Raw genomic sequence first — 25,366 nt, forward strand, 5'->3', positions numbered from 1 at the left:
CAATTCACCATCCACTCAGAGGAGTTACGCATGGCTGGCAACAACGCCAACGAGATCCGTGTCGCCGGTACCGGACGCATCCTGGTCGCCCCGGTCGGCACGGCCGCGCCGACCGACACCGCCGCGGCCTGGGCGGCGGCCTGGAAGGACCTCGGCTACACCTCGCAGGACGGCATCAAGCTGTCCAAGAAGGACAAGCTGGACCCGGTCGAGACCTGGCAGTCCGTCTCCCCGGCCCGGTTCATCTACTCGGACCGCGACCTGACCGTGAAGTTCCAGCTGCTCCAGCTGAACGAGGACACCCTGCCGTTCTTCATGGGCGGCGACACCCTCGCCGAGACGGCCACCGGCTCCGGCATCTACAAGTACGACCTGGCCGTCGCCCCGAAGTTCAACGAGAAGGCGCTGGGCATCGAGTTCACCGACGGCAGCTCGATCACCTACCGCTTCGTCATCCCGCGCGGCCAGGTCACCGAGACCGAGGAGCTGTCGCTGACCCGCACGGCCTCCATCAAGCTCGGCGTCACCTTCACGGCCCTGTCGGTCGACGACACCAAGCCGCTCGCCACCTTCCTGATGAAGGACCCGGCGTACAGCACGGCCTCCTGACCCTTCCCCTCCCCCGGCGGGCGGGCCGGGACGCACTCCCCGCGTCCCGGTCCGCCCGCACCCCCATCCGCTTTCGCACGAACGGAGTTGATCCATGGCAGGCTTCGACGTCGGCGCCGCCCGGGCCCAGCGCTTGGAGGCGCTCGGCCGCAGCTGGTCGTTCACCATCGACGGCGACAGCTTCACGCTCCCCACCGAGCTGACCCGCAAGACCGCCCACGCCCTGCGCCGGCTGGACGACAACGACGTGGACGGGCTGCTGCGCGTGCTGCTCGGCGACGCCCAGTACGCCCGCTTCGACCGGCACGACATCACCATGCAGGACATCGCCGCGATCATGGAGGCGTACGGCAGGGAGACCGGGCTCGGCCTGGGGGAAGGCTGAGCCTCGGCGAGCTGGTCGACGAGCACGCCGAGGCCCTGGAAGCGGACCTGCTCCGCCACTACGGCGTGGACCTGCTGGACTGGCACCGCGGACGGCTCTCCTCACGCCGGCTCGCGGTGCTGGTCAGGCACCTGCCGCAGGACAGCGCAACCCTGCGGGAGCTGCACGGCGAGGCGGCCGGCTGGACGGTCGGCGACTACCTCCTCGCCGCCGCTGTCGACCAACTCGCCGAGGCCAACTGGATGTTCGCGACGGTCAACCGGGACGAGGACGCCGAACCGCTGGACTACCCGAAGCCGGTACCACGGCCGGGCGCGGCCGAGCGGACGACCGGTGCTGAGGACCCACCGCCGGTCCGCAACCCAACGGCGACCGAACTGGCCCAGTTCTTCTTGTAGGGAGCAACGATCCATGACGAGTTACACCCCGCTCAACGCACTCCCTTATCCTCAGCCCACCGATCCCGCGAACCTGCCCCTGCACCTGCAGTCCCTGGCCGAGGGCATGGACGGCCGGACGATCCTGCGGTACCCAACCGCCGCCGACCGGGACGCGGCGGTCACCACCCCGGCGGCCGGCATGGTGGCCTGGCTGACCACGCCCGGCGCACTCAGCTACTACACGGGCTCGGCGTGGATCGCGCTCGGCGCGTGGAACACGTACACCCCCGCCTGGAGGGCGATGACGACCGCGCCCGCGATCGGCAACGGCACGCTGACCGGTAAGTACGCGGTGGTGGGCAAGGTGTGCCACTTCACCGCGCTCGTCACCTTCGGCTCGACGACGGCGTACGGGAGCGGCTCATACAGCCTTGGCCTGCCGGTCACGGCCGGGGCGCTGGGCGGCCTGCCACAGTTCCACGGCGTGGCGACCGTGCCCGGCAACCGCGCGATCCTCGCCGCCCAGCCGGCGGCGTCGACGGGCGCGACGTCGTACACGCTGTGGGGTCCGACCTCGGCGTCCGATTCCGGGATCGGGCAGATCGGCAGCGGGGGCGTGTTCGGTACGGCCTTCGTGAGCGGCAACGTCATCCGGATCGGCGGCACGTACGAAGTGGCCTGAAGCGTCCCCCTGTTTCCGATGGGCGTCAGGACGGAGTCAGGTATTCTCGATGAGTAATCGCTCAAGTGTTCGATCACGGGGAGAGCGGTGCGGGAGGATGGGGCCGAGTGACGAAGAACGAGGGCGCGGTGCCGGGCGGGATCGACTACGTCGAGGCCACGGGCGAGCTGCGGCGCACGCTGGCCGAACGCCTGCGGGGTCGCCCCCTCCCTCCCGACCTGGTGGTCACCACGCGGTCGGAGATCGAGCGGCGGGAGTTCCGGGCGTACGGGCAGGGCTGGCGCGACCGGAGCGAATACGAGGCGCGGCGGGCCGAGGGAACGGATCCGGCGGCCCGGACGGCGGACGGCGCGAAGGTCCTGCCGTTTCCGCAGACGTCGGCACAGAGCGCACCGGTGCCGCAGCCGCCGGCGTCGCGGTCGCCCGGCCCGCACGCGCATCCGTCGGGTCCGCCGACCGCGCGTCCGCACCCCTCGGACGACCTGTCCTGAGCGCTCAGTGATCGAGGAAGTCCCGGCGGTCCTTCCGTCGGGACCTTCCGCGTTCCACCTTCGGTACGGTCGGCTCCTCGACCGGGGACTCTTCTGCGCGAACCGGGGACGCTGCCGGGCCGGGGCCGAGCCCTCGTCGGCCGGGCTGTCGCCGCGTCCGCCCTCCCCCCTCCTCCGGCACGCCCTGCCGCTCCAGGAAAGGAATGACCTCTCCGCCTTCCAGCAAGGTCAGTTCGGACTGGCGCAGCTGTGCGGGCAGGGAGGCGAGGGCATCCTTCCAGCCATGCGCATACGCGACGAACTCCCGGCGTTCGACCTCGGCCCCCGTGTACACGGCGTCACCCCCGTCGCCGAACTCCTTTACCAGGCACCGCAGTACCGCCAGGATCTCGCCCAACTCGGCCTCCTGGCGGCGGTTTCCACCCGCGTCCACCCCAGGCAGCGAGGTGATGAACACCAGATAAGGCGGAACTCGCGAGCCTGCTCGACACCGCCCTCCGCATCTACCGCAGGACACTGATCGGTCTGGTGCCGATCACACCCTCTTCCCGGGCATGTTCCTCGCCGTCGCCGAAGTCATCACCATGTGACGAAGGTGCTGACGATCGCCAGCAGGCAGAAGAGGAGCAGCAGGCTGGAGCCGATGGTGAGCAGGAGCGCGACACGGCCGGTCCCGACATCGTCGGGCATCAGGACATTGCTCAAATCCTTCGGGTCATAGATCACCTCGACCGTGCCACCGACCGAGACGGGAGGCCACTTGAACACACCCACCTCGATCCGGTTGGACCCTTCCTTGACGGAGAACTGCACCAACAGCCTGGTCCGGCCGTTCTCAGTCCGGGTCGCCACACATCTCGCCCGCGTACGAATCCCCCGCGTCCGCAAGGCGCGCCCCCGCCAATAGATTCCCCACGAGAAGAAGAGTACAAACCCCGCAATCACGGCAACAGGAATCGCCGGCCCGCCCATACCGCCCCCTCCAACACCAATAAGCCGCCCCTTCCATATCACCCACCGGACGAGCAGTCAAGGAGACGCGATCATGGCTCAGCACTCGATCGACGAAGTGCACAGTCAAGTCGTGGAGATCAAGAAACAACTGGAGTCGGGAGGCGGCATAGCCTCCCGGGAATACCTCGACAAGAAGTTCAAGGACGTCAAAATCGACAAGGAGGGGAAGAAGGAAGGGGAGAAGAAGGACGAACCCTCGCAGCTGGAGCAATGGGCGAAGACCATCGGCTTCGGCCTCGACGAAGTTGTCAAAACCGTTCAGGATTTCAAGGTCAGTCAAGTGGCATCCTGGTCCGCTCTGGGAGCAGTGGTGGCCGGCTTCCTCATCACTAATTTCTTCGACAAGGATGCGTTTATCACTTCGATGCTAGAGAAGCGGGGATACCAAAGGGACGAGCGGGGAATCCCGCGCAAGCGCCCGCGGCCAGACGCAGCCCAGGTCCCTATCACGACGATTGACATAGAACGCGTTAGGAACCTCCAGAAGTCATCCATCGCGCTGTCCAAGTCCCTGATCCAACTCACCACGGACGTCCGTACGGCCGCGCGCCAGATCGCCTGACCCGAAGGAGTAACCATGTCACTGGCACAGAGCGCGATCAGTGCCTCTGGATCGCTCGCGAGGTTCCGTACCTCGATTACCCAGACCGTGTCCGTGGTGGGGCGGCTCCAGACCGCCGCCGCCACCGGTGGCTCCTCGCTGGACAAGCTCCGCGGGAACTCGGACCGGCTCAACACCTCCGCCGGAAAGCTCAAGTCCGCGCTGGGCCAGACCCACACGGGCCTGGACAAGATGAAGACCGCGGCGGGCGGGGCCGACGGCGGGCTCGGCAAGGCGCGTACCGGGACCGACAAGCTCAAGTCCTCCTTCGACAAGCTGAAGGCCGCCGCCAAGGGGGCCCACGGTGAGCTGAAGAACGTCAAGCAGCAGTCGGACGCCGTCGAGAAGTCCGTCGGCAAGGCCGCGAAGAACGCCGACAAGGGCGGCAAGTCCATGGGCGGCCTCGGCAAGGGGCTCAAGGGTGCCTCGCTGGCGCAGAAGGGGCTGAACCTGGCGATGGCCGCCAACCCCTTCGGCCTGGTGATGACCCTGCTGACCCCGCTCATCGCGCAGTTCATCAACATGGACAAGATCACCAAGCTGCTGCAGAAGGGCGTCTCGTACGCCATGAAGGCCATCGGTTCCGCGGTGGGCGGCCTGGTGCACAACGCCGGCCCCCTGCTGCGCGGCCTCGGCAACGCGATGCTCGCCCCGATGACCGGCCTCGCCAACGCCCTGAACGGCCTCCTCGGCGCGCTCGCCGGGATCCACATCAACATTCCTGACTGGGTGCCGAAGTTCGGCGGCCGCTCCTTCGGCTTCCCCCGCCTGCACGTGCCGGTCCCGCACCTGGCCACCGGCGGTGTCGTCCAGGCCAGCCCCGGCGGCACGCTCGCCCTGCTCGGCGAGGCCGGCGAGAACGAGGCCGTCATCCCGCTGTCCAAGCTGGAGCGGATGCTCGGGCACGGCGGCGGTCTGCGCACCCTCGCCGCCGCGGTGGAACGGCTGGCCGACCGGCCCGTCGTCGTCCAGGTCGACTCGCAGGAGATCGCCCGCGCCGTGTTCCTGGGGCAGCGGCAGCTGGCCCGGCGGTAGCGCCACCCGGCAGAAGTTCGCCTTCCGGTCGACGGCTCACGCCCGTCGGCCTTTTTTCATGCCTTCAGGAGTCCTCATGGGAAACCTCTGGATCGGCCCGCCCGGTGCCATGACGGAGATCGACCAGGCCGCCAAGTCCTTCGACCGCAGCGCCGACCTGGGCGTCATCGAGTTCAAGTCGCTCGGCGGCCGGGTCACCGTCACCCGCAACCAGTTCCCCGTCCGCCGGCTGAAGCTGTCCTGGGACCTGCTCGCCCCGGTGCACGCACGCACCCTGGACCGCATCGCCCGCCGCGTCGACGGCCCCGGCCCGGTGTACGTCGTCGACCCCGCCGCCGGCAACGCGCTCGGCGCGTCCCAGGCCGCCGGTACCGGCGTCCCCGGCGCGACGGACATCACCGGCCTCGCACAGTGGTTCAAGACCTCCACGACCGGCACGGTCGCCGAGAGCACCACCGCGCCCGGCACCTTCGTCTTCACCGCCGCCGACGCCAACAGCGCCGTTGGCTGGCGCCACACCAGCACCTTCGGCAACTTCCCCGTCTCCCCGGGTCTCCAGGTGTCCTTCCGAGCACCGGCCGCCCTGGCCGCACTCGGCACGCTGAGCGCGGGCATCGACTTCAAGAAGGCCGACGGCAGCTGGCTCGCCTCCGCCACGGCCACCGGTCCCTACGTCACCGGCGCCGTCCCGGCGGGCGCCGTGTACGCCACCCCCACCGCCAAGCCGGGCGCCGCCGGCACCTACGCGCTTGCCGGTGCCTGCTTCACGTACGGCGGTACGGCGGAGGCCGGTGTCCCCGGCGACGGCCTGCCGCCGATGTCGGTCACCGGCTACAGCGACACCCCGGGCCGCCCGCTGCCCTACCGCAGCATCGGCCTCGACCTCGTGGAGGTGTCCGGTGCAGCGGGCTGACGACACCACCGCGGCCGCCCTGGCGGCCGGCGAGCGGATCACCCGGCACCGCACCCGGCTCGGCGGCAAGGACGTCTCCGCGCAGGTGCAGTCCTGGCAGCTGGAGCGGTCGTACGCCACCGACCTGCCGGCCGCGATGCGCGCCTTCTCCGGCTCCTCCGCGGCCCAGTTGCAGCTGCAGCTGTCGGGCGCGGGCGGGCGGACGGCCCCGAAGCTGTACTCACCGTGGGCCGACCGCGCCACCGGCGACGTCGTGCGGCCCGGGCAGTCCGTGGTCCACGAGGGCGGCGTCGGCGGCGCCCCGCTGCCCGCCTTCCGCGGCACGGTCCGCTCCCGGTCCGCCGCCTCCGGCGGCGACGCCGTCCAGATCACCGCGCTCGACGGGGCGGAGCGGCTGCGCGGCCCGGCCTGGCTGCCGAAGCCGTACGCCGGTTTCTACTGGAACCGCCCCGTCTCCTCGGCCACCTGGTGCGTGTCCGAACTGCTGCGTCAGGGCGGCCTGTACGCCTGCCCGCCGCCCCGTTACCCGGACTTCGCCGACGGCAAGCCGCTGACCCTGGTGTACGCCTCCCTGCACGGCGGGTTCAGCACCCCCTACGGCCAGCCGGAGGTCCTGCCCGACCCGGAAACGTACACCTTCAGCCGGGTGGGGGCCCCGCACGAGATGGCGCTCGTGCCCAAGCAGCCGCAGCTGCGGGCGACCTGGTTCCCGCGCAGCCGGGTCACCGTCCCCGGCAGCAAGCTGTTCGCCGAGGTGTGGGTCGACAACTCGGTCCGCTACGACAGCGGCAGCGGTGACGACGGGATCGGCAACGGCGACAAGGTCGTCCTCCAGCTGGACCTGAACCGCAACGGCTCGGACGTCGGCTTCCTGAAGCTCATCGTGAACTTCGCGGAGCGCTGGGTACGCATCGTCTCCAACGACCTCGACTCCGTCTGGTGCTTCGAGTGGACCTGGTCCGCGCTCAGCCAGCGGGGTGCCTGGCACCTCGGCTTCTGGGTCGACACCACGAACGGCACCAGCAGCGTCTACCCGACCGTGCAGCCCCGGCTCACCGCGCCGGACGGCTCCCAGCTCCTCGGCGGCGAGGCGACCTTCTCCAACGCGAGCGCCCTGCAGTACGCCTCCGAGCTGTACCAGGTGGCCCTGTTCACCGACCTGCCGACCGAGTGCCTGCAAGTCACCAGCGGGCTGCCGGCGATGCCGACGACAGCGGAGTTCGCGCACACCGGCGCCTGGGCGTGGACGAAGAGCGTCGAACTGGACGACCTGGTGTTGCCGTTGTACGCGCTGCCCCGGATCAGCGGCTCCCAGTGGGAGGTGCTCTCACAGATCGCCAAGGCCAGCATGTCCACGGCCGAGATCGACGAGCGGGGCGTGTTCCGGTGGCGCAACCACACCCGGTTCGCCACCCGGCCCACCACCCCCGACCTCACCCTCACCAGCACCCGGGAGATCGCCTCGTTGACCGCCACCGAGGAGATCGACGCGTGCCGCAACTACTGCGTCCAGCCGTACCGGGACTGGCGGGGCGCCGGGTACGACACGGGGGTGCGGACCCAGGACAGCGTGGTCCGCAAGCTGCCGGGCCGCTCGACGACCACGGTCAAGTACCTGCTGTCGAACGACGAGTACGACAGCAGTCCGCCCACCACCGACGACGACTCCGGCATCACCGGCGGCAGCAACGTCCGCTTCGGCACGGCGCCGACGGGCGGCACCGCCGTCAAGGGCATGGTGGACATGCTCATCCGCCGGGAGGACGGTTACCTGGTCGTCCGGTACACCAACCGCGACACCCGGACGCTCTACACCGTCACCACCGACGGAAAGCCGTCCCTCGTCCTGGTCACGCTCAAGCCGAAGTCCGACGCGGTCGACCGGGTGGCCGTCGCCATGCTGGACGACCCTGCGAACGACCCGAGCGGCGTCGCGAGCGAGAAGTACTACGGTCGGCAGGAGTACACCGCCGACAGCACCGACTGGATGCAGGACGCCGCCTCCGCCGCGGCCCTGGCGAAGGCGATGCGCAACGCGGGCGTGCTGCCCGTACCGGTCATCAGTGACGTCGACGTGCTATATGACCCGCGCATCCAGCTCGGGGACGTCGTCCGCGTCGTCGACGGCACCGGTGCCGCCCTCGACACCCTCGCCCGGGTCGTCGGCATCCGCACCGAGGCCACCGCGGACGGCGGCGTGCAGCAGACCCTGACCCTGCGCGGGGTCGATCCGGGCGCCCTGCCGGCCGACTCCGGGCTGACCCCGGACGCGCCGAGCAGCCCGGCGCCGGTGCCCTCGGTGACGTACGCGGCGGTCACCGCCGCCTACCCGAAGCTGTCCGATCTCACCGCGTCCGGTCTGACCTGGGCCGCGGTCAAGGAGGGAGCACGTGTCTGAGACCACCGTGGACCAGGTGCCTCCCGCCTTGGACGACACCCCCGGCGACCCGGTCGTGATCATGACGCCTGTCGAGGTCACCGTCACACAGCTGCCGCCCGAGGAGCGGCCCGCGCCCCCGGAGACCGACGAGGGCGTCGTACTCGCCGAAGCGCAGCCGGGCCCCGCCCCGTCCGTACCCGCCCCACCGCCGGACGGGGACCCGTCCGACCCCGACCTCAGTGAGGAGCCGAGCCCCGCATGACCGCCTACACCCCGCTCAGCGGCATCCCCTACCCCCAGCCCACCGACCCGGCCAACCTGCCCCAGCACCTGCAGAGCCTCGCCGAAACCCTCGACGCCCGCACGATCCTGCGCTACGCGACCGCCGCCGCCCGCGACGCGGCCGTCACCACCCCGGCCGCCGGCATGGTCGCCTGGCTGTCCGGCCCCGGTCAGCTGACGTACTACACCGGCACGGCCTGGCTGCCGGTGGCGGCGACACCGGTGTTCCTCTACAACAACGACGCCGGTACGACCACCTCGACCACCCCGGCCGAGACCCTCTCGGGCGCGACCGGCGACCCGCTGGTGGGCGCGTTCACCGCCCCGCCCAGCGGCAAGGTGATCATCACGGTGGGCGCCTGGATCAATTGCTCCATGGCCGCGTCCGGCTTCATGGGCGCCACCGTGAAAAAGCTCTCGGACAACTCGGTGTTCCTGGCGTCCTCCATCGACCGCGCCTGCTCGGTCTACAACACCGACCGCATCTCCGCGTCGAGCCAGTTCGTGGTCACCGGTCTCACCCCGGGCACGGCGTACTCGGCCACCCCGACGTACTGGTCCTCCGTGCCCTCCTCGGGCACCAACACGGCCGGCTACGACAACCGGTTCATCCGCGTCGACCCCGTTCTCTGACCCGCCGTACCGAACACCGGCCGTACCGAACACCCCGGAGCCCCGGTGTGCCGTGCCCGTCACGGCCACCGGGGCTCCGGCGTTCCCGCCCCACGAGAGGAACCCCCATGGCGACACCCCTGCCCGCCTCCGCCTTCCGCGCCGCGCTGCGCGCCGAGGGCGTCCGGACCGCCGAGCACGGCACCTGGTCCACCCACAACCGCAACGCCATCGGCGCCTGGGGCCCGATGGCGGGCGTCATGCTGCACCACACGGTCGGCGCGGGCAGCGTCGACATCTGCCGTACCGGCCGCCCCGATCTGCCGGGACCGCTGTGCATCGCGGTCATCGCCAAGGACGGCACGACCCACCTGGTCGGCTACGGCCGCACCAACCACGCCGGCCGCGGCTCGCAGGCCATCTACGACGCCGTCCGCACCGGCACGGCGCTCCCGGCCCGGCCGGGCCCGGACGCGGTCGACGGCAACGCCCACTTCTACGGCTTCGAGATCGAGAACTGGGGCAACGGACGCGACCCCTACCCCGAGGCCCAGCTGCTGGCCGTGGAGAGGATCGCGGCGGCGATCTGCCGGACGCACGGCTGGGGCGCCGACCGCGTGATCGGCCACAAGGAGTGGACGACCCGCAAGATCGACCCCAGCTTCTCCATGCCGTCGATGCGCACCCGGATCGCCGGGCGGCTCGGCACGGGCACCGGCCCGGACCCGTACGAGCCGTTCCCGGGCCCGGCGTTCTTCACGGCCGGCCGGCACAGCGCGGTGATCACCGCGATGGGCCGGCGCCTGGTGGCGGAGGGCTGCGGCCGCTACGACCGGGGACCGGGCCCCGACTGGACGGAGGCGGACCGCCGCTCCTACGCGGCCTGGCAGCGCAAGCTCGGCTACACCGGTGCCGACGCCGACGGCGTCCCCGGCCGCACGAGCTGGACGAAGCTGCGCGTCCCGCGGGTGTGAGGGAGCCGACGACACACGTGTGCGAGACCGACGAGAACCGACGAGAACGGAGCCGGCTGACATGACGGACTCGACCCGCAGGACCGTCCGTACGGCGGTCCAGACCCTGCTGGCGGTCGCGGCAGCCCTCCCGCTGATGGCCGACGACCCCCGGCTGGCCGACCTGCCTGCGTTCGGCGCGCTGGTGACCGTGGCGGCGGCGGTCAGCCGGCTGATGTCGGCGCCCGCCGTGGAGGAGGCCCTGCCGCGGTGGCTGCGCAAGGGGGAGGAGGACGCACCGTGACGGGCCACCCGGGCGAAGGGGTCGCCCTTGAGCTGGAGCGGCTGCGCCGCTCGGTGGACGTCGGCTTCGCCACCACCCGCGGTGACCTGGCCCTCCTCCTGCAGCGCGCCGACCAGACCGACAAGACCCTCGGCGACCACGAGAACCGCCTCGACGCCCTGGAGCGCACCCGCTGGCCCCTGCCGTCGCTGGCCGCGGTCGTCTCCTGCACAGCCCTGGCGGTGACCGTCTGGGAGGCGGCCGGCAGATGACCCGGCCGGGGGCTCCCCCGCCCGCCCGTCCGGGCGGCGGAGCCCCGCCCCGCGGCACACCGGCGACCGCGCACGGCACGGCGCCCCGGGAACCTGCCGAACGCGCGTACAACCCTTGCCTGCCCCCACGGGTCTCCTGATCGCCGGCCGCGCCGCCGTACAGGCGAGCGGCCAGCCCCCATCAACTGCGGACGCCCCGCCAGGCGTCCCCCGCATGCCGCAGGAGACCGCATGCACACGCAGCACCCGCGACTGGCCCTCGCGACGGCCGTGGCCGCCGCTCTGACGGGCGGTCTGCTCACCTTCGCCGCGTCGCCCGCCTCCGCCGCCGACTCCTTCCAGGTCGCCAAGGCCGACTTCAACGGCGACGGCATCGGCGACATCGCCACCTCGGCGCCCACCGCGTACGTCAGCGGCCACAAGGGCGCCGGCCAGGTCGTCGTCCTGTACGGCACGAAGACCGGAGTCTCCTCCGCCAAGCGCACCACCCTCAGCCAGAACACCTCCGGTGTCCCCGGCACCGCCGAGGCCGGCGACATGTTCGGCGCCGACCTGGCGTACGGCGACTTCAACGGCGACCACTACGACGACCTCGCCGTCGGCAGCCCGAGCGAGAAGGTCGGCACCGACACCAACGGCGGCACCGTCACCCTGCTGTGGGGCTCCAAGAGCGGCCTGACCGGCAAGAGCACCGACCTCCGGGACCCGGCCACCGGCTCCCACGACTTCTGGGGCCAGACCCTGGCCGCCGGCGACTTCGACGGCGACCACAGGACCGACCTGGTCGTCGGCAGCTCCGCCGCCACCCTCTACCTCTACAAGGGCGGCATCGGCTCCACCGGCACCCCGGGCGCCCGCACCACCGTCAAGCCGCCCATCCAGACGGGCAGCAACGACTACCCGTACGGCCCGATGAACCTGACCGCGGGCGATGTGAACGGCGACGGCCGCACCGACCTCGTCGTCGACGGCTACGAGACGAAGACCTCGTCGCACTGGAACACCAACTACTGGCTGCCCGGCACCGCGAGCGGGCTGGGCGCCGGCTCCGCCAAGGCCCTGAAGTCCGGCATCATCACCGGCATCGGCGACATCAACCACGACGGCTTCGGCGACATCGTCTCCGGCGCGTCCTGGGACACCAGGACCAGCGACGGCCGCACCATCCCCGACTCCGCCAAGGGCGGCCGGGTGAGCGTCACCTACGGGTCCGCCTCGGGGCCGGCCGCCACCACGTCCATCAACCAGGACACCGGCAACGTGCCCGGCGGCTCCGAGACGGGCGACGGCTTCGGCTGGGACATCGACCTCGGCGACGTCAACGGCGACGGCTACCAGGACCTGGTCGTCAGCACCCCGAACGAGGACATCGGCGGCGTCACCAACACCGGCCAGGTCACCGTCCTGTACGGCTCCGCCTCCGGGGTGAACACCACCTCCGGCGCCCAGTCCTTCGCCCAGAGCACCGCGGGCGTGCCCGGCGGCGACGAGAAGACCGACCTGTTCGGCGCCGACGTCAAGCTCGACGACGTCAACGGCGACGGCAAGGCCGACCTGGTGATCGGCTCGTACGAGAACGGCGGCGACGGCGCGATCACCTACCTGCCGTCCAGCGGCACGAAGATCACCACGACCGGTTCGCGCGCCTTCGGGGCGGACACCGTGGGCGTCTCGACCTCCGGCACCCCGCAGTTCGGCGTCGTGTTCGCGGACTGAGCGGGCACCCCGGCCCCAAACCCGGGGAACACCCCCAGGAACCCCTGGTCCCGCGCCTGACGGGCCCTTAGGGGATGTCACAGGTCGGCCGCAAAGCCGGGCCCGTCCCCCCGGGCCCGGCACGTCGACGGCCGGGACCAGGTACGTTCGATGACGTGGCTGGATTCAGGATCGGACGTGGGGGCCGGGACAACCGCACCCCCCAAGGACAGCAGGCGCCCCAGGGACCGTCGTACGGACGCGGGCAGGGCCCGGCTCAGCCCGGGGGACCGTCGTACGGTCAGCCGCCGTACGGACGGCCGGGACCCTCGGGCCGCCCCTCGGGCCCCTCGCACGGCTACCCGTCGGCGCCACAGCCGCCGTACCCGCCGCAGGGACAGCAGCAGGGACAGCCGGGACGGCAGGCGTACGGATACCCGGGGCCGGCCGACGACGGGCCGGAGTACTTCGGCGACGGCGGCTACCCGGATTCCGGGCCCGGCGGACAGGGCGGCCACGGCGGGTACGACCCGTACGCGGCGAACAACCCGGGCCACACCCAGGCCTTCTCGGTGGACGAGGCCGCCGGCTACACCCAGGGCTCGACCTACCACGCCGGCTCCGCCGCGGCGCCCGCGGGCCCGGTCGGCCCGCCGCTGCACTGGAAGGAACTCCTGAAGGGGATCGTCCTCTCCCCCGACCAGACGTTCCTGCGCATGCGGGACTACACGATGTGGGCCCCCGCCCTCGTCGTGACCTTCCTCTACGGCCTGCTCGCCGTCTTCGGCTTCGACGGCGCCCGCGCGGACGCGATCAACGCGACCCTGTCCAACGCGGTGCCGATCGTGCTGGTGACCGCGGTCGTGATGGTGATCGGCCTGTTCGTCCTCGGTGTGGTCACCCACTCCCTGGCCCGCCAGCTCGGCGGCGACGGCGCCTGGCAGCCCACGGTGGGCCTGTCCATGCTGATCACGGCCCTGACGGACGCCCCCCGGCTGATCTTCGCCATGTTCTTCGGCGGCGACGCCGGCTTCGTCCAGATCCTCGGCTGGGCCACCTGGATCGGCGCGGGCGCCCTGCTGACCCTGATGGTCTCCCGCTCCCACGACCTGCCCTGGCCGAAGGCCCTGGGCGCGTCGGCGATCCAGCTGGTGGCACTGCTGTCGATAGTGAAGCTCGGCACGTTCTAGCAGGACGTGCACGGAAAGAGCCCCCGGCGCGTGCGGCCGGGGGCTCTTCTCGTCCGTGTACGGAGGATGCGCGGAGGGAGGGTGCGCGCAGCGGACTCAGGCGTCGAGGACCTGCCCCGCCCGCCGCACCACGGGCGGCTCGACACTCCACGGGAAGTTGATCCACTCATCCGTGCGCTTCCACACGTACTCGCACTTCACGAGGGAGTGGGACTTCTCGTAGATCACCGCGGAGCGCACCTCGGCGACGGTGTCGAGGCAGAAGTCACGGACGAGCTTGAGGGTCTTGCCGGTGTCCGCGACGTCGTCGGTGATCAGCACCTTCTTGTCGGAGAAGTCGATCACGTTCGGCACGGGCGCGAGCATGACGGGCATTTCCAGGGTGGTCCCGACGCCCGTGTAGAACTCGACGTTCACCAGGTGGATGTTCTTGCAGTCCAGGGCGTAGGCGAGGCCGCCGGCGACGAAGACCCCGCCGCGCGCGATGCTCAGCACGATGTCGGGCTCGTACCCGTCGTCGGCGATGGTCTGCGCCAGTTCGCGGATGGCGGTCCCGAACCGCTCGTAGGTCAGGTTCTCCCGCACGTCTGCGCTGCTCATGCTGTAGTCGCCCTCACACCTGGGTCCGATGGAAATTGAGGAAGGACCGCGAGGCGGTCGGCCCGCGCTGCCCCTGGTACCGGGAGCCGTAGCGCTCACTGCCGTACGGCGACTCGGCGGGCGAGGTCAGCCGGAACATGCACAGCTGCCCGATCTTCATCCCCGGCCACAGCTTGATCGGAAGCGTGGCGAGGTTGGACAGTTCGAGGGTGACGTGCCCGCTGAACCCGGGGTCGATGAACCCGGCGGTGGAGTGCGTGACCAGCCCCAGCCGGCCGAGCGAGCTCTTCCCTTCAAGACGGGAGGCGAGATCGTCGGGCAGCGTGATGACCTCGTAGGTGGAGGCCAGGACGAACTCCCCGGGGTGCAGGATGAACGGCTCGTCCCCCTCGGGTTCCACCAGCCGCGTCAGGTCCGCCTGCTCGACGGAGGGGTCGATGTGCGGGTAGCGGTGGTTCTCGAACACCCGGAAGTAGCGGTCGAGCCGCACGTCGATGCTCGACGGCTGCACCATCGATTCGTCATAGGGATCGATCCGTACCCGCCCGGCGTCGATCTCGGCCCGGATGTCCTTGTCTGAGAGAAGCACGTAGCGAGGATACGCAAGGCGCGCGGGGCCATGGGAATCACGGCGGCTCCGCGCGCCCGCTGTCACGGTCCGACTACAGCCGGTCCCCCGGTTCTCCTGTCAGCGCTTTTCCACCGCGACAGGCACCGGGACCGCGCTGCGGAGCCGGGCACACCGCGGGCACCGCACGAGCCGGCCGGGGCCGAGCCGGCCGGCCTGCTGCATCGGGAACGAAGCGGTGCTGAAGACGTGCCCGTCCGCGCATCGGACGACGGTGCGTTCCATCAAGTCCCTCAAGTCCCTTCCCCAAGAGCCGCGTCCGGCGTTTCTGCCCGGACGCCAAAAGCCACATTACGGGATCAAAGGGACGGTGCTCCAGGCGGCGCTCCGGGGCCCCACGGTACGCCCCAACTCGGGCCGCCCGCAGCCGGATCCCGCCCTGAAACGCGATCAGACCCGCGGTATCCGAGCACCGGGGGTCTGCGATGATGTAAAGTGAGCGAGCGTCCGGACACCGGCTCCACCAGGGCCCGTCCGTACTTACGCGGGTGTAGTTTAATGGTAGAACATCAGCTTCCCAAGCTGAGAGCGCGAGTTCGATTCTCGTCACCCGCTCCATGATGAGACCCCAGGTCGGTGGCCTGGGGTCTTTGTGTTGCTGGAGACCCCCCCGGGCGCCGGTCCGTCGAAGGGCGCCGATGGTCCGAGGTTTCGCGGCCGGCTCGGCAGGCGTTCGCATGTCCTGGCCCTCGGCCGGCCGTTCCCTCGGTGAGGCCGAGTCGCGTGCCCCTCTCCTGAAGGCGACCGCCTACCAGGTCCCGTCCGTGGAGGGGACTTCAGTACGAGGACACTCGCGTCGAAGTGCGGAGCTCGATCGGCCCGCGGGTCGCACGACCGCCGCGGGCGCCCCGCCGGAACCGCCGTGTGGCCTTCGTCTCGCGGCTGGGGGTCTCGGCGCGTTCGCCGGCATGGCGTCAGCCGACGGCGGCGGCAGCCGCGGCCTAGCCGTCGGAGGAGGTCACGGAGCTGCGACCGGGCAGACTCGACGGCAACAGTGGCGGCCCGGGAGAGCAATTCCTGTGGTCGGGAAGTGAGAAATCGACACGGCTCACGAGAAATATTCCTGAGCCGGGAGACGGTCGGGAATTATTCACCGGGTCGGGTCGCTCACGCCGTGCTACTGTCGGTATCAGTTGCAGGTGTGGTTGCCAGTACGGTTTTTCCGACGGCTGATCATCACGGCGACACGGAAAGCGCACAGAGCGCATTCCTGACACCGTTTCCGAAGGAGAAACAAAATGGCTACTGGCACCGTGAAGTGGTTCAACGCGGAAAAGGGCTTCGGCTTCATCGAGCAGGACGGCGGCGGCCCCGACATCTTCGCCCACTACTCCAACATCGCCGCCCAGGGCTTCCGTGAGCTGCTGGAAGGTCAGAAGGTTTCGTTCGACATCGCGCAGGGCCAGAAGGGTCCGACGGCCGAGAACATCGTTCCCGCCTGACGCGTCGGCACTGACGCATACTTCGCAGCTGGGGCCCGCACCTTGGGGTGCGGGCCCCGGCTCGCTTCATTTTCAGGGCGATTCAGCCCTGTTTTTTTCGGCTCGTTCTCGCGATTCTCTGCGCCGTTCGTCCCACTGCGGAAATTCCTTGATACGCGCCCACGTCGAGGAAGGTTCCACATGAACCGTGCCCGCACGAATCGCACACGCACAACTCGCACATACGACCGCTCCGGTGTTCAGAGCCGCCCCAAGGGCAACGGAAACCGGCGGGCCGCACAGGGTGAGTTCGCACCGCCGAAGACGACCACACCGGCGTTGCCCGCCGTCGAGACGTTCGCCGATCTCGCCATGCCGACGCCGTTGCTGGCCGCGCTCGTCCACGAGGGCGTGACCGTACCGTTCCCCATCCAGGCGGCGACCCTGCCGAACTCGCTGGCCGGCCGGGACGTACTCGGTCGTGGCCGCACCGGTTCGGGCAAGACGCTCGCCTTCGGCCTCGCGGTGATGGCCCGCACGGCAGGCCGGCGTGCCGAACCACGGGAGCCGCTGGCCCTGATCCTCGTACCCACCCGTGAACTCGCCCAGCAGGTCACCGCCGCGCTCACCCCGTATGCCCGCGCCGTCCGGCTGCGGCTGGCCACCGTGGTCGGCGGAATGCCGATCGGCAGGCAGGCGAGTGCGCTGCGGGCCGGGGCCGAGATCGTCGTCGCGACACCGGGGCGGCTCAAGGACCTGATCGACCGGGGCGACTGCCGACTGCGGGACGTCGCCGTCACTGTCCTGGACGAGGCCGACCAGATGACCGACATGGGCTTCATGCCCCAGGTCACCGCCCTGCTCGACCAGGTGCGGCCGGAGGGCCAGCGGATGCTCTTCTCGGCGACCCTGGACCGCAACGTGGACCTGCTGGTCCGTCGCTACCTGACCGACCCGGTGGTCCACTCGGTCGACCCGTCGGCCGGTGCCGTCACCACGATGGAGCACCACGTACTCCACGTGCACGACGCGGACAAGCACCGGACGACCACCGAGATCGCGGCACGGGACGGCCGGGTCATCATGTTCCTGGACACCAAGCACGCCGTGGACCGGTTGACCGAGCACCTGCTCAGCAGCGGCGTCCGCGCCGCCGCCCTGCACGGTGGCAGGTCCCAGCCGCAGCGCACCCGGACCCTGGCTCAGTTCAAGGACGGTCACGTCACGGTGCTGGTCGCCACCAACGTCGCGGCCCGCGGCATCCATGTCGACAACCTCGACCTGGTCGTCAACGTGGATCCGCCCGGCGACCACAAGGACTACCTGCACCGCGGCGGTCGTACGGCCCGTGCGGGGGAGTCCGGCAGCGTCGTCACCCTGGTGACACCCGGCCAGCGCCGCGGCATGAGCCGACTGATGGCCTCGGCCGGCATCACCCCGCGCATCACTCCGGTGCGCTCGGGTGAGGCGGAGCTGAGCCGCATCACCGGCGCCCAGGCGCCGTCCGGTGTCCCGGTCGTCATCGCCGCTCCGGCCATGGAGCGTCCCCGCCGCACGTCCTCCCCGTCCCGTGGCCGTCAGGGCCGCAGCGGCCAGGGGCGCACCGCCGGCGCGGCGGTGCGCCGCAGGACACAGCGGCGGCCCGCCGCCGACCCGACGGCCTAGGCCCAGCACGACCCCGGAGCCGCGGCGGCCTCCCCAGGCCGCAAGGGCCACCGGGCCAGCCAACCCGTGACACGGGAGGCATTGTGACGCTCACTCAGACGCAGTGCCGCGTGGCGGACCCCGCATCGACGACCACGGTCGACGGCATGGAGGCGTACGGGCCTCGGGTCTGTGACGACATGACCGTGGAGGTGGCTCTGGCCGTCATGGCGGGTGCACGTGTCGAGTACCTGACCGTGTGCGACGGGGACGACCAGAGCACGGGTTCGGTCACTCTGGCCCGGCTCGCCGTTCTCCGTGCCAGTTCCGCGTACACGGACCGCATCCGCCTGCGGGACGTCCTCGGCGGCCGGCTCCGGCCCGTTCCCGTCCGCGGCTGATCCACCCCGCCCCGGTCAGTTCCTTTCCGTCACGCCTGGGAGGCATCATGCGTCGTGTCATCGCCCGGTACCCGTTCGACCTCACCAAGATCGGGGTGCTGGCCTCGATGAAGGGCGTCAAGCCCGAGCTGGTCACGGGCGCGTCCGTGACCATCGGCCGCCGCCGCTACCCCGTCAAGCAGGTGGGCCAGGTCACCACGGGACAGGACCGCCGTGACTCCACCGTCGGCGAAGTCACCCGGGCCATGGCCCGCCTCGGCTTCACCTGCCACGACGGCCCCGCGGCCGCGCCCGTGACCGTTCCGCTTCCGCTCCGCGCCCCGTCGGCACTGCTCGACGGCTCCTGCCCTGTGGGCGTGTGAAAACGGGCGGGCAACCGCCCTCAGGATTCCCGGTGGGGGCTCTGCCGACGCGTGTCGGCAGAGCCCCCACCGCTGTGTCCTCGTCCGCTCGCGGACTCCTGGCCGGGCACCGGGGCGGCGCCGCCCGCGACGGCCCAGGGGGAGGCCATCGTCGCAGGTGACAGGATTCCTCTTCCGTCATGGGGGTGAAATCTACTCTTGCCAGAGTAGACATTGCCTCTCGGCGTGGTTATGCTTTCTGGCGTAGAACACGGTCGAACGAGACCCGGCAGAGACGAACTGGCGGGTAGCTGTACATGAAGTTCGCAGGTCAGTGCGGCTCTCGAGCCTCGAAGCCAAGGTTTCCCAGAACGGCGACGGCGCTGGGAGCCGCACTGGGCGGCTCGCATCTCAAGGAGCTGCCGCAGCAGTACCGCAGTACCGATTCATCGAGTGGTTGGTTCAGAGAGGAACGGAGGAGCAGACGCCATCAGGATCGCCCGGCCCGACGAGCACTCGGCCCGGGTACCGCAAGACCCCGGAATGGATGGTGGTCCCCGGTCAAGCAGCTGCGATCCCCCGCCCACCCGCCCTCTGCCGGGCCGGGTAGCGGAAACAGAAGGTCGGCACAGCAGTAGGGCCGACAGATGGTGTTGAATTTCCTTCGGGGCCTTGGTGCCGTACGGCACCAAGGCCCCTCGACGCGTTCCACAGCGAGGTGACATGACAGCAGACAACCCTCTTAGTGACTTTCTGGACGACGACGACTACCCCGCCTACACGATGGGCCGGGCAGCCGAGATGCTCGGCACCACACCGGGCTTCCTTCGAGCCATCGGCGAGGCTCGTCTGATCACTCCGCTCCGCTCGGAGGGTGGGCATCGCCGGTACTCCCGCTACCAGCTGCGGATCGCCGCTCGCGCCCGCGAGCTCGTCGACAGGGGCACCCCGATCGAGGCCGCCTGCCGCATCGTCATCCTCGAGGACCAGCTCGAGGAAGCTCAGCGCATCAACGCCGAGTACCGTCGTGCCGCGGACGAGGCGGCCGGCAGCTCCGGCTCCGGCTGACCGCGTGGACTCGGGCCACCCGGAGCGCCCTGTGGTGGCCGCACGAGAGCGCGGGCCGGAAGTCCCGCGGAGGAGGGTCACCCTCCTCGACGAGCGGCAGTCCCAAGAGCGCCAGTTCGTGTGTCGTCGGCCGCTCCGGAGAGAAACCCCAGGTCGGTGACCTGGGGTTCGTTGTGGGAGCGGCGGGCGCCGGGGTGTTACCAGGCGAGGGCGTCCTGCGCGTTGTCCTGCCAGTAGGTGACGGTGGCGGCGCTGTTGAAGAAGACGCCGCCGTTCGGCAGCTTCAGGGTCTTCTCCTTGTCGATCGCGTCGCCCTTGCGGTCGGCGAAGAACACGCCCAGGGTCTTCTCCTTGCCGCCGCCCTCGCCCTCGGGGGTGGACGTCGTGATGCCCGCGTACGCGGACTTGCCCGGCTCGAGCGTCACCACGGCCTGCGGCGTGGTCTCCTCCGCCCACGCCAGCGGGGCCTGGGCGTCGGCGCCGGCCCTCAGGAACGGGGCGATGTAGGCGTAGCAGGGCTTGGTGCCGGTGTTGGTGGCCTTGAGCAGCAGGTGGTTGATCGGGCGGGACACCTCGGTGACGGTCAGCTTGGTGTTCGCCGTGGTGCAGGTGACGACCGAGGGGGCCTTCTCGGGGGCGGCGGAGGCGGTCTGCTCGGCGGCCTGGAAGCCGACGAGCGCCAGGGTGGCGGCGACGACCATGGAGGAGGCGGCGGCGCGGGAGGCGAGACGAGTGGCGATACGCATGAGTGGGCTGCTTTCTCTGAATATCCGGAAGATGATCTTCCGAACGGGGGCCGTGCCGGACAGGCTTGTCTCAGGCGTGCCGCGCTCGGTGTGCGCGGGGGGCGCCGGAAGTACGCGCCCCGAAGGCTGAGTCGAGCGCGTCCGGTCACCGTCTCCGGTGGGGCGCCGCGTTCGGATGGCCCAAGCCTGTGCCCTGCGGCGTTCCGGCCGCCATCCTCCTCGGGGGTTTCGGGACGCTGGAATGCCCGCACCGGTTCTGACCTGCGGAAACGTGGTCTTCCTGGGACGCCGGATGGAACGGGCGGGTACGCGGGAACGCCTCGGCACCCATCGGCGCCGGCTCCAATTCCGCTGGGAGGGCGGGGAGTCGGGGCCGGGCACCGACGCGCGACACGGGCGCCTCCGTCTCCGGCGCGGCAGGCCCTACGCTGATCACCGTGAGGCAGGCCGGCGCTGGGAAGGATGATCGGCGATGACGCCCCTGAGTACCGGGGACCCGGAGTCCATAGGCGGGTACACCCTCCTCGGCCGGCTCGGGGCGGGCGGCATGGGAGTCGTCTATCTGGGAGCCTCCGCCTCGGGACGGCAGGTCGCGGTCAAGCTCGTCCACGGGCCGTACGCCCAGGAGGAGGAGTTCCGGACGCGCTTCCGGCAGGAGATCGCGGCGGCGCGCAAAGTGAGCGGCGCCTTCACCGCACCCGTCGTGGACGCCGACCCGGACGCCGACCGGCCCTGGATGGCGACGCTCTACGTGCCGGGGCTCAGCCTCGCCGAGACCGTCGAGAGGGACGGCCCGCTGAGCCGGCGGGAGCTGCGCGCGCTGGGGCTGGGGCTCACCGAGGCGCTGCGCGACATCCACCGGGCGGGCCTGGTGCACCGGGACCTCAAACCGAGCAACGTCCTGATGACCGAGGACGGGCCGCGCGTCATCGACTTCGGCATATCGCGCGCCTCCGACAACCAGCGCCTCACCACGACCGGGCGGATGATCGGCACCCCGCCCTTCATGTCGCCGGAACAGCTGGCCGCTCCCCGGGACGTCACTCCGGCCTCGGACGTGTTCTCGCTGGGGTCGCTGCTGGTGTTCGCGGCGGTCGGCACGGGACCGTTCGACGCCGACAGCCCGTACATCACCGGCTACCAGGTGGTGTTCGGGACCCCGGACCTCGGCGGGGTGCCCGAAGACTTCCTCGACGTCGTCGAGCGCTGCCTGGACAAGGACCCGGCCGCACGGCCGGAGCTCACGGACATCCACCGCATGCTCCGGGCGCTGCCGGAATCCGTAGCCACCGGGCCCCGGACGGGACCGTCCGCGAAGCCGCCGGTCCGCTCCGCTCCCCGGAGCGCGGCCGCCGCCTCCACGGGCGCCGCGACCGGTGCCGGCAGACGACGCCGGACCCGGATGCTGCTCACCGGCCTCGGCGCGGCGCTGGCCGTCACGGGGCTGGCCGTCGGGGCGGGCGCCTTCGTGTCCGATACGGACACCACCACCGCCTCCGCCGCCGAGACCACCGCGACCCGTACCGCGTCACTGCCCGCCGGCTGGCGGCCGTGGCAGAAGGAGCTGCGGTCCGCCGTGAAGGGTGTTCCGCTCGACTACGACGACCCCGGATGCGTGGCGGAGGGCAGCGCCCTGTTCTGCGGCGGTACGGGCTTCACGGCCGCCAGGGTCGACGCGGCCTCCGGCCGCACCCTGTGGCGGGCCGGCACCCGCCCGCAGGGGGCACGGCCGATCGGCGTGCGCGACGGGCTGGTCCTCGCGTACGAGGATCCGAACGACTGGACCAGGCGCGTGGTGGCCCTCGACGCCGCCACCGGGCACCGGCGGTGGCAGCGCGACATCAGCAAGTCCGAGAACGCGGTCCTGTTCGACGGCGGGTTGCTGACCCTGTCCCCCGACTCCTCGTCGTTCGTGGCCTACGGGCCTTCCGGCAAGGAGTTGTGGCGGGCGCCCTCGCTGGACGAGTACTGCACTCCGTCGGCGCCGGGGGGCGTCCCCTACGCCCTGTGCTCGGCGGGCACCGAGCCCGGCCGGGCCCCGGTCGAGCTGATGGCGCTCGGACCCGGCAGCCTGACCGAGACCGCCACCCTGCCCGAGAAGGCGGAGGCGCTCGGCGCCGTCGGCGGGCACCCCCTCTTCCTCGCCCCCCAGACCGCGAAGGACGTGTACGAAGCCGGGTACGAACGGCCGTACAACGCGCTGCTGCGGGTGGCCCCGGAGACCGGGCAGGTCAGACGGATACCGCTGGCGCGTCCGCTGACCGGCGCGGCCACCCTGGTGGACGGCGTCGTCTACGTCGTCCGGTCCGACGGGCTGGTCACCGCGGTGTCGGCGGACAGCGGCAGACAACTCTGGCAGAAGGTGACGGACGTGGAGAGCCTGTCCGCGCCCGCGGTGTCGGGGAGGTACCAGCGGGTCTATTTCGCCAACCGCTTCGGACGGCTGCTGGCACTGGACAGCCGCACCGGGGCGGAGGTCTGGCGCACCTCCGCGCTGGACGACCCGGGCGACAAGGCGCAGGACTACCCGCCGCACGTGCTGCTGCTCAAGGACGCGATCGTGGCGACGGCCGGCGACACGGCCTTCTCCCGGAGCCCGGACGGACCCGGACCACCCACCTGACCCGCCGGGCGGGAATCGCCGGGCACCGTGCGGATCAGGACGTGGATCACAGCGGATCGGGACCGATCGGAACGGATCAGTGCGCATCAGTGCGGATCAGGAGTGGGCAGCTTGCGGTGTGCGGCGCGGCGTGGTTCAGATGTCGTGTGAACGACCGCCATGACCACCAGGACCGCCACGAGCGCCATGGCCTGCGCGACCGCCATGACCTCCGCATTCTCCGCGGCCTGCGCCGCGCACCGAGTGCCGTACGCCCGTGATGAGTGTGCTCGGCTCGTCGGCGGCCGTGGCGGGGGCCGGCTCGGGCTGGCCTCCGGCGGTGGCCTCGGGCCTCGTCGTGGTGCAGGTCTGTGCGTTGTGGCGGGTCGTGCGCAACCCGGTCGCCGTGCTCGGCGTGACGATGGCGACGGGCCTCGCGGCATGGGCGCTGCTTCCCGCGCTGAGTCTGACGGGCGCGCTGCTCGCCGCGCAGATCGCGCTGTGCGTGCTGGCGGCTACGCGGCCGAGGTGGGTCTCGCTGCGGGGCGCGGCGGCGATGTGCGCACCGGTGCCGCTCGCGCTCCTGGCGGGCGGCGGGCCGGGGCTGCTGCCGCTCTATCTGCTGGCCGTGGCGCTGGCCTGGACCGCCGGGGAGCTGTACCGGACGCGGCGGGCCAGGGCGGCGGCCGAGACGCGGCGGGCGGTGGCGGAGGAACGTGCCCGCATCGCGCGCGAGGTGCACGACGTGGTCGCGCACACCGTGTCCGTGATGGTGATCCAGGCGAGCGCCGCCGAGGACGGCTTCGCGGCCCGTCCCGAGCAGGCCCGGCAGGCGCTGCGGGACATCGAGGCCGTGGGACGCTCGGCCCTGGCCGATCTGCGGTGGCTGCTGCGGGCGTTCCGGGACGACGGACCGGAGGCCGGGTCCGGTCAGGGACGGGTGGGGCTGGCCCGGCTGGACGAGTTGGTGGACGCGGCGCGCGGCGCCGGGCTCTCGGTCGTCGTGCGGCGGGAAGGGCCCGGGGACGGTTGCGCGGGGGGTGTGCCGCCGACGGCTGTGGACCTCGCGGCCTACCGGATCATCCAGGAGGCGCTCACCAACGTCCTGCGCCATGCCGCCGGCGCCGACGAGGTGCGGGTGTCGGTACGGCTCGGTGCGGGGGCGGTGGACGTCGAGGTGGTCGACAACGGCCGTTCGCGGGCGCGGCCGGCCGGGCCGGCGGGTCCGGGGCACGGTCTCACGGGCATGCGGGAACGCGCGGCGCTGCTCGGCGGCACCTTTCGGGCCGGTCCGCTCGACGGCGGCGGCTGGGGCGTGCGCGCCACCCTGCCCACGCAGGGCGGGACACTGCCCACGGAGGGCGGGACACTGCCCACGGAGGGCGGGACACCGCCCGAGGAGGCCGGGGCACTGCCCGAGGAGGAGGACTCGTCGTGACGATCCGTGTCGTGGTGGCCGACGACCAGGCCCTGGTCCGTACGGGATTCCGCATGATCATCGATGCCCGGGACGACCTCGAGGTCGTCGGCGAGGCGTCCGACGGGGACGAGGCGGTGCGGCTGGTACGCCGGACGCGACCCGACGTGGTGCTGATGGACGTACGGATGCCGGTCCTGGACGGCATCGAGGCGACCCGGCGGATCGTGGCGGACGGCGGGGCGGCCCGGGTCCTGGTGCTGACCACCTGGGACGTCGACGAACACGTGCTGGCGGCGCTGCGGGCGGGAGCCTGCGGATTCCTGCTCAAGGACATCCGGCCCACCGAGCTGGTCGACGCCATCCGGGGCACGGCACGCGGCGATCTGCCGCTGGCCCCGAGCGTCACCCGCCGCATGCTCGACAAGCTGCTGCGCACCGCGCCCCGCGTACGCCCGCCGCAGGGTCTGGAGAGTCTGTCGCAGCGGGAGACCGAGGTGCTCACGCTGGTCGGGCAGGCGTTGTCCAACGCCGAGATTGCCCGGGAACTGGCCCTGTCGGAGGCCACCGTCAAGAACCACGTCTCCGCCGTCCTGCGCAAACTGGGGCTGCGGGACCGGGTCCAGGCCGTGGTCGCCGCCTACGACTGCGGGCTCGTCCGACCGCGTCGCCCCTGAGCCCGGCCGGCTCCGCACCCCGGTGGGGTCATCCCTGAGGAGGA

Annotated in this window: 29 protein-coding genes and 1 tRNA gene; 25 read left to right on the top strand and 5 right to left on the bottom strand. The window is 71.2% G+C overall.

Annotated features, from left to right (window positions below):
- Nucleotides 1-30: 30 nt before the first annotated feature.
- From ACF073_RS21665 to ACF073_RS21685, 5 genes are all read left to right on the top strand, one after another.
- Nucleotides 31-609, top strand: coding sequence for a phage tail protein (locus ACF073_RS21665; protein WP_392072283.1), 579 nt, complete (start codon nucleotides 31-33; stop codon nucleotides 607-609).
- Between the two features lie 94 nt (nucleotides 610-703).
- On the top strand, nucleotides 704-994 hold the full coding sequence (locus tag ACF073_RS21670) for a hypothetical protein (protein WP_392072285.1): 291 nt from the start codon (nucleotides 704-706) through the stop codon (nucleotides 992-994).
- A gap of 65 nt (nucleotides 995-1,059) precedes the next feature.
- Nucleotides 1,060-1,392, top strand: a complete 333-nt coding sequence (locus ACF073_RS21675) for a hypothetical protein (protein ID WP_392072287.1) — start codon at nucleotides 1,060-1,062, stop codon at nucleotides 1,390-1,392.
- Nucleotides 1,393-1,405: 13 nt separating this feature from the next.
- Nucleotides 1,406-2,056 (top strand): hypothetical protein, encoded by a 651-nt coding sequence (locus ACF073_RS21680; protein WP_392072289.1) that lies wholly within the window; start codon nucleotides 1,406-1,408, stop codon nucleotides 2,054-2,056.
- A 107-nt stretch (nucleotides 2,057-2,163) separates the two neighbouring features.
- A complete protein-coding gene (locus ACF073_RS21685) occupies nucleotides 2,164-2,547 on the top strand; it encodes a hypothetical protein (protein ID WP_392072291.1) in 384 nt (127 codons plus the stop codon).
- A 4-nt stretch (nucleotides 2,548-2,551) separates the two neighbouring features.
- Here ACF073_RS21685 and ACF073_RS21690 read toward each other — a convergent pair whose 3' ends face one another.
- Nucleotides 2,552-3,004, bottom strand: a complete 453-nt coding sequence (locus ACF073_RS21690; protein ID WP_392072293.1) for a hypothetical protein — start codon at nucleotides 3,002-3,004, stop codon at nucleotides 2,552-2,554.
- A 122-nt stretch (nucleotides 3,005-3,126) separates the two neighbouring features.
- Nucleotides 3,127-3,519, bottom strand: coding sequence for a DUF3592 domain-containing protein (locus ACF073_RS21695; RefSeq protein ID WP_392072295.1), 393 nt, complete (start codon nucleotides 3,517-3,519; stop codon nucleotides 3,127-3,129).
- Nucleotides 3,520-3,592: 73 nt separating this feature from the next.
- On the opposite strand from ACF073_RS21695, the gene ACF073_RS21700 reads away from it, so the two are divergent.
- From ACF073_RS21700 to ACF073_RS21750, 11 genes are all read left to right on the top strand, one after another.
- Entirely contained in the window at nucleotides 3,593-4,123 is a 531-nt protein-coding gene (locus ACF073_RS21700; protein ID WP_392072297.1) for a hypothetical protein, read from the top strand.
- Between the two features lie 15 nt (nucleotides 4,124-4,138).
- Nucleotides 4,139-5,197, top strand: a complete 1,059-nt coding sequence (locus tag ACF073_RS21705; protein WP_392072299.1) for a hypothetical protein — start codon at nucleotides 4,139-4,141, stop codon at nucleotides 5,195-5,197.
- Nucleotides 5,198-5,273: 76 nt separating this feature from the next.
- Nucleotides 5,274-6,110 carry a hypothetical protein gene (locus ACF073_RS21710; protein ID WP_392072301.1) on the top strand — a complete coding sequence of 279 codons (837 nt, stop codon included), beginning with the start codon at nucleotides 5,274-5,276 and terminating at the stop codon, nucleotides 6,108-6,110.
- Complete coding sequence (locus tag ACF073_RS21715; RefSeq protein WP_392072303.1) at nucleotides 6,097-8,508, top strand: hypothetical protein; 2,412 nt, start codon at nucleotides 6,097-6,099, stop codon at nucleotides 8,506-8,508. Before ACF073_RS21710 ends, ACF073_RS21715 begins: the two co-directional genes overlap by 14 nt.
- Nucleotides 8,501-8,752, top strand: a complete 252-nt coding sequence (locus ACF073_RS21720) for a hypothetical protein (protein ID WP_392072304.1) — start codon at nucleotides 8,501-8,503, stop codon at nucleotides 8,750-8,752. Before ACF073_RS21715 ends, ACF073_RS21720 begins: the two co-directional genes overlap by 8 nt.
- Complete coding sequence (locus ACF073_RS21725; protein WP_392072306.1) at nucleotides 8,749-9,405, top strand: hypothetical protein; 657 nt, start codon at nucleotides 8,749-8,751, stop codon at nucleotides 9,403-9,405. Before ACF073_RS21720 ends, ACF073_RS21725 begins: the two co-directional genes overlap by 4 nt.
- A gap of 107 nt (nucleotides 9,406-9,512) precedes the next feature.
- Nucleotides 9,513-10,358 (top strand): peptidoglycan-binding protein, encoded by an 846-nt coding sequence (locus tag ACF073_RS21730; protein ID WP_392072307.1) that lies wholly within the window; start codon nucleotides 9,513-9,515, stop codon nucleotides 10,356-10,358.
- 61 nt (nucleotides 10,359-10,419) lie between these two features.
- Nucleotides 10,420-10,641 (top strand): hypothetical protein, encoded by a 222-nt coding sequence (locus tag ACF073_RS21735; protein WP_392072309.1) that lies wholly within the window; start codon nucleotides 10,420-10,422, stop codon nucleotides 10,639-10,641.
- On the top strand, nucleotides 10,638-10,892 hold the full coding sequence (locus ACF073_RS21740) for a hypothetical protein (RefSeq protein ID WP_392072311.1): 255 nt from the start codon (nucleotides 10,638-10,640) through the stop codon (nucleotides 10,890-10,892). The genes ACF073_RS21735 and ACF073_RS21740 overlap by 4 nt, the downstream gene beginning before the upstream one ends.
- A 231-nt stretch (nucleotides 10,893-11,123) precedes the next feature.
- Nucleotides 11,124-12,608 carry an FG-GAP and VCBS repeat-containing protein gene (locus ACF073_RS21745; protein WP_392072313.1) on the top strand — a complete coding sequence of 495 codons (1,485 nt, stop codon included), beginning with the start codon at nucleotides 11,124-11,126 and terminating at the stop codon, nucleotides 12,606-12,608.
- A 74-nt stretch (nucleotides 12,609-12,682) separates the two neighbouring features.
- Nucleotides 12,683-13,777: a YIP1 family protein gene (locus ACF073_RS21750; RefSeq protein ID WP_392072314.1), complete on the top strand. Its 1,095-nt coding sequence runs from the start codon at nucleotides 12,683-12,685 to the stop codon at nucleotides 13,775-13,777.
- A gap of 96 nt (nucleotides 13,778-13,873) precedes the next feature.
- Here ACF073_RS21750 and ACF073_RS21755 read toward each other — a convergent pair whose 3' ends face one another.
- Nucleotides 13,874-14,377, bottom strand: coding sequence for a phosphoribosyltransferase (locus tag ACF073_RS21755; RefSeq protein WP_392072316.1), 504 nt, complete (start codon nucleotides 14,375-14,377; stop codon nucleotides 13,874-13,876).
- A 13-nt stretch (nucleotides 14,378-14,390) separates the two neighbouring features.
- Nucleotides 14,391-14,966: a dCTP deaminase gene (gene dcd / locus ACF073_RS21760; protein WP_318202246.1), complete on the bottom strand. Its 576-nt coding sequence runs from the start codon at nucleotides 14,964-14,966 to the stop codon at nucleotides 14,391-14,393.
- A gap of 523 nt (nucleotides 14,967-15,489) precedes the next feature.
- Here dcd and ACF073_RS21765 point away from each other — a divergent pair.
- The 6 genes from ACF073_RS21765 (at nucleotide 15,490) to ACF073_RS21790 (ending at nucleotide 19,880) form a co-directional block, all read left to right on the top strand.
- Nucleotides 15,490-15,563, top strand: a tRNA-Gly gene (locus ACF073_RS21765).
- Between the two features lie 680 nt (nucleotides 15,564-16,243).
- Nucleotides 16,244-16,447, top strand: a complete 204-nt coding sequence (locus tag ACF073_RS21770; RefSeq protein WP_392072317.1) for a cold-shock protein — start codon at nucleotides 16,244-16,246, stop codon at nucleotides 16,445-16,447.
- Between the two features lie 180 nt (nucleotides 16,448-16,627).
- Complete coding sequence (locus tag ACF073_RS21775; RefSeq protein ID WP_392072319.1) at nucleotides 16,628-18,091, top strand: DEAD/DEAH box helicase; 1,464 nt, start codon at nucleotides 16,628-16,630, stop codon at nucleotides 18,089-18,091.
- 110 nt (nucleotides 18,092-18,201) lie between these two features.
- Nucleotides 18,202-18,471, top strand: coding sequence for a CBS domain-containing protein (locus ACF073_RS21780; RefSeq protein ID WP_392072321.1), 270 nt, complete (start codon nucleotides 18,202-18,204; stop codon nucleotides 18,469-18,471).
- A gap of 47 nt (nucleotides 18,472-18,518) precedes the next feature.
- The gene (locus ACF073_RS21785) at nucleotides 18,519-18,833 is read left to right on the top strand and encodes an SCO5918 family protein (protein WP_392072323.1); all 315 of its coding nucleotides are present in this window, start codon (nucleotides 18,519-18,521) and stop codon (nucleotides 18,831-18,833) included.
- Nucleotides 18,834-19,535: 702 nt separating this feature from the next.
- Nucleotides 19,536-19,880 (top strand): MerR family transcriptional regulator, encoded by a 345-nt coding sequence (locus ACF073_RS21790; protein ID WP_366354565.1) that lies wholly within the window; start codon nucleotides 19,536-19,538, stop codon nucleotides 19,878-19,880.
- Nucleotides 19,881-20,077: 197 nt separating this feature from the next.
- Here the strand turns inward: ACF073_RS21790 and ACF073_RS21795 are convergent, their stop codons facing one another.
- Nucleotides 20,078-20,626 (bottom strand): DUF4232 domain-containing protein, encoded by a 549-nt coding sequence (locus ACF073_RS21795; protein WP_392072325.1) that lies wholly within the window; start codon nucleotides 20,624-20,626, stop codon nucleotides 20,078-20,080.
- A 472-nt stretch (nucleotides 20,627-21,098) separates the two neighbouring features.
- Between ACF073_RS21795 and ACF073_RS21800 the strand changes: the two genes are divergently transcribed.
- From ACF073_RS21800 to ACF073_RS21810, 3 genes are all read left to right on the top strand, one after another.
- The gene (locus ACF073_RS21800; protein ID WP_392072327.1) at nucleotides 21,099-23,249 is read left to right on the top strand and encodes a PQQ-binding-like beta-propeller repeat protein; all 2,151 of its coding nucleotides are present in this window, start codon (nucleotides 21,099-21,101) and stop codon (nucleotides 23,247-23,249) included.
- A 259-nt stretch (nucleotides 23,250-23,508) separates the two neighbouring features.
- Nucleotides 23,509-24,666 carry a sensor histidine kinase gene (locus ACF073_RS21805; protein ID WP_392072477.1) on the top strand — a complete coding sequence of 386 codons (1,158 nt, stop codon included), beginning with the start codon at nucleotides 23,509-23,511 and terminating at the stop codon, nucleotides 24,664-24,666.
- The gene (locus tag ACF073_RS21810) at nucleotides 24,663-25,322 is read left to right on the top strand and encodes a response regulator (protein ID WP_392072329.1); all 660 of its coding nucleotides are present in this window, start codon (nucleotides 24,663-24,665) and stop codon (nucleotides 25,320-25,322) included. Before ACF073_RS21805 ends, ACF073_RS21810 begins: the two co-directional genes overlap by 4 nt.
- The last annotated feature ends 44 nt before the right edge of the window (nucleotides 25,323-25,366 follow it).

The sequence above is a fragment of the Streptomyces sp. NPDC015171 genome (genome assembly GCF_043079545.1).
Lineage (GTDB): Bacteria > Actinomycetota > Actinomycetes > Streptomycetales > Streptomycetaceae > Streptomyces.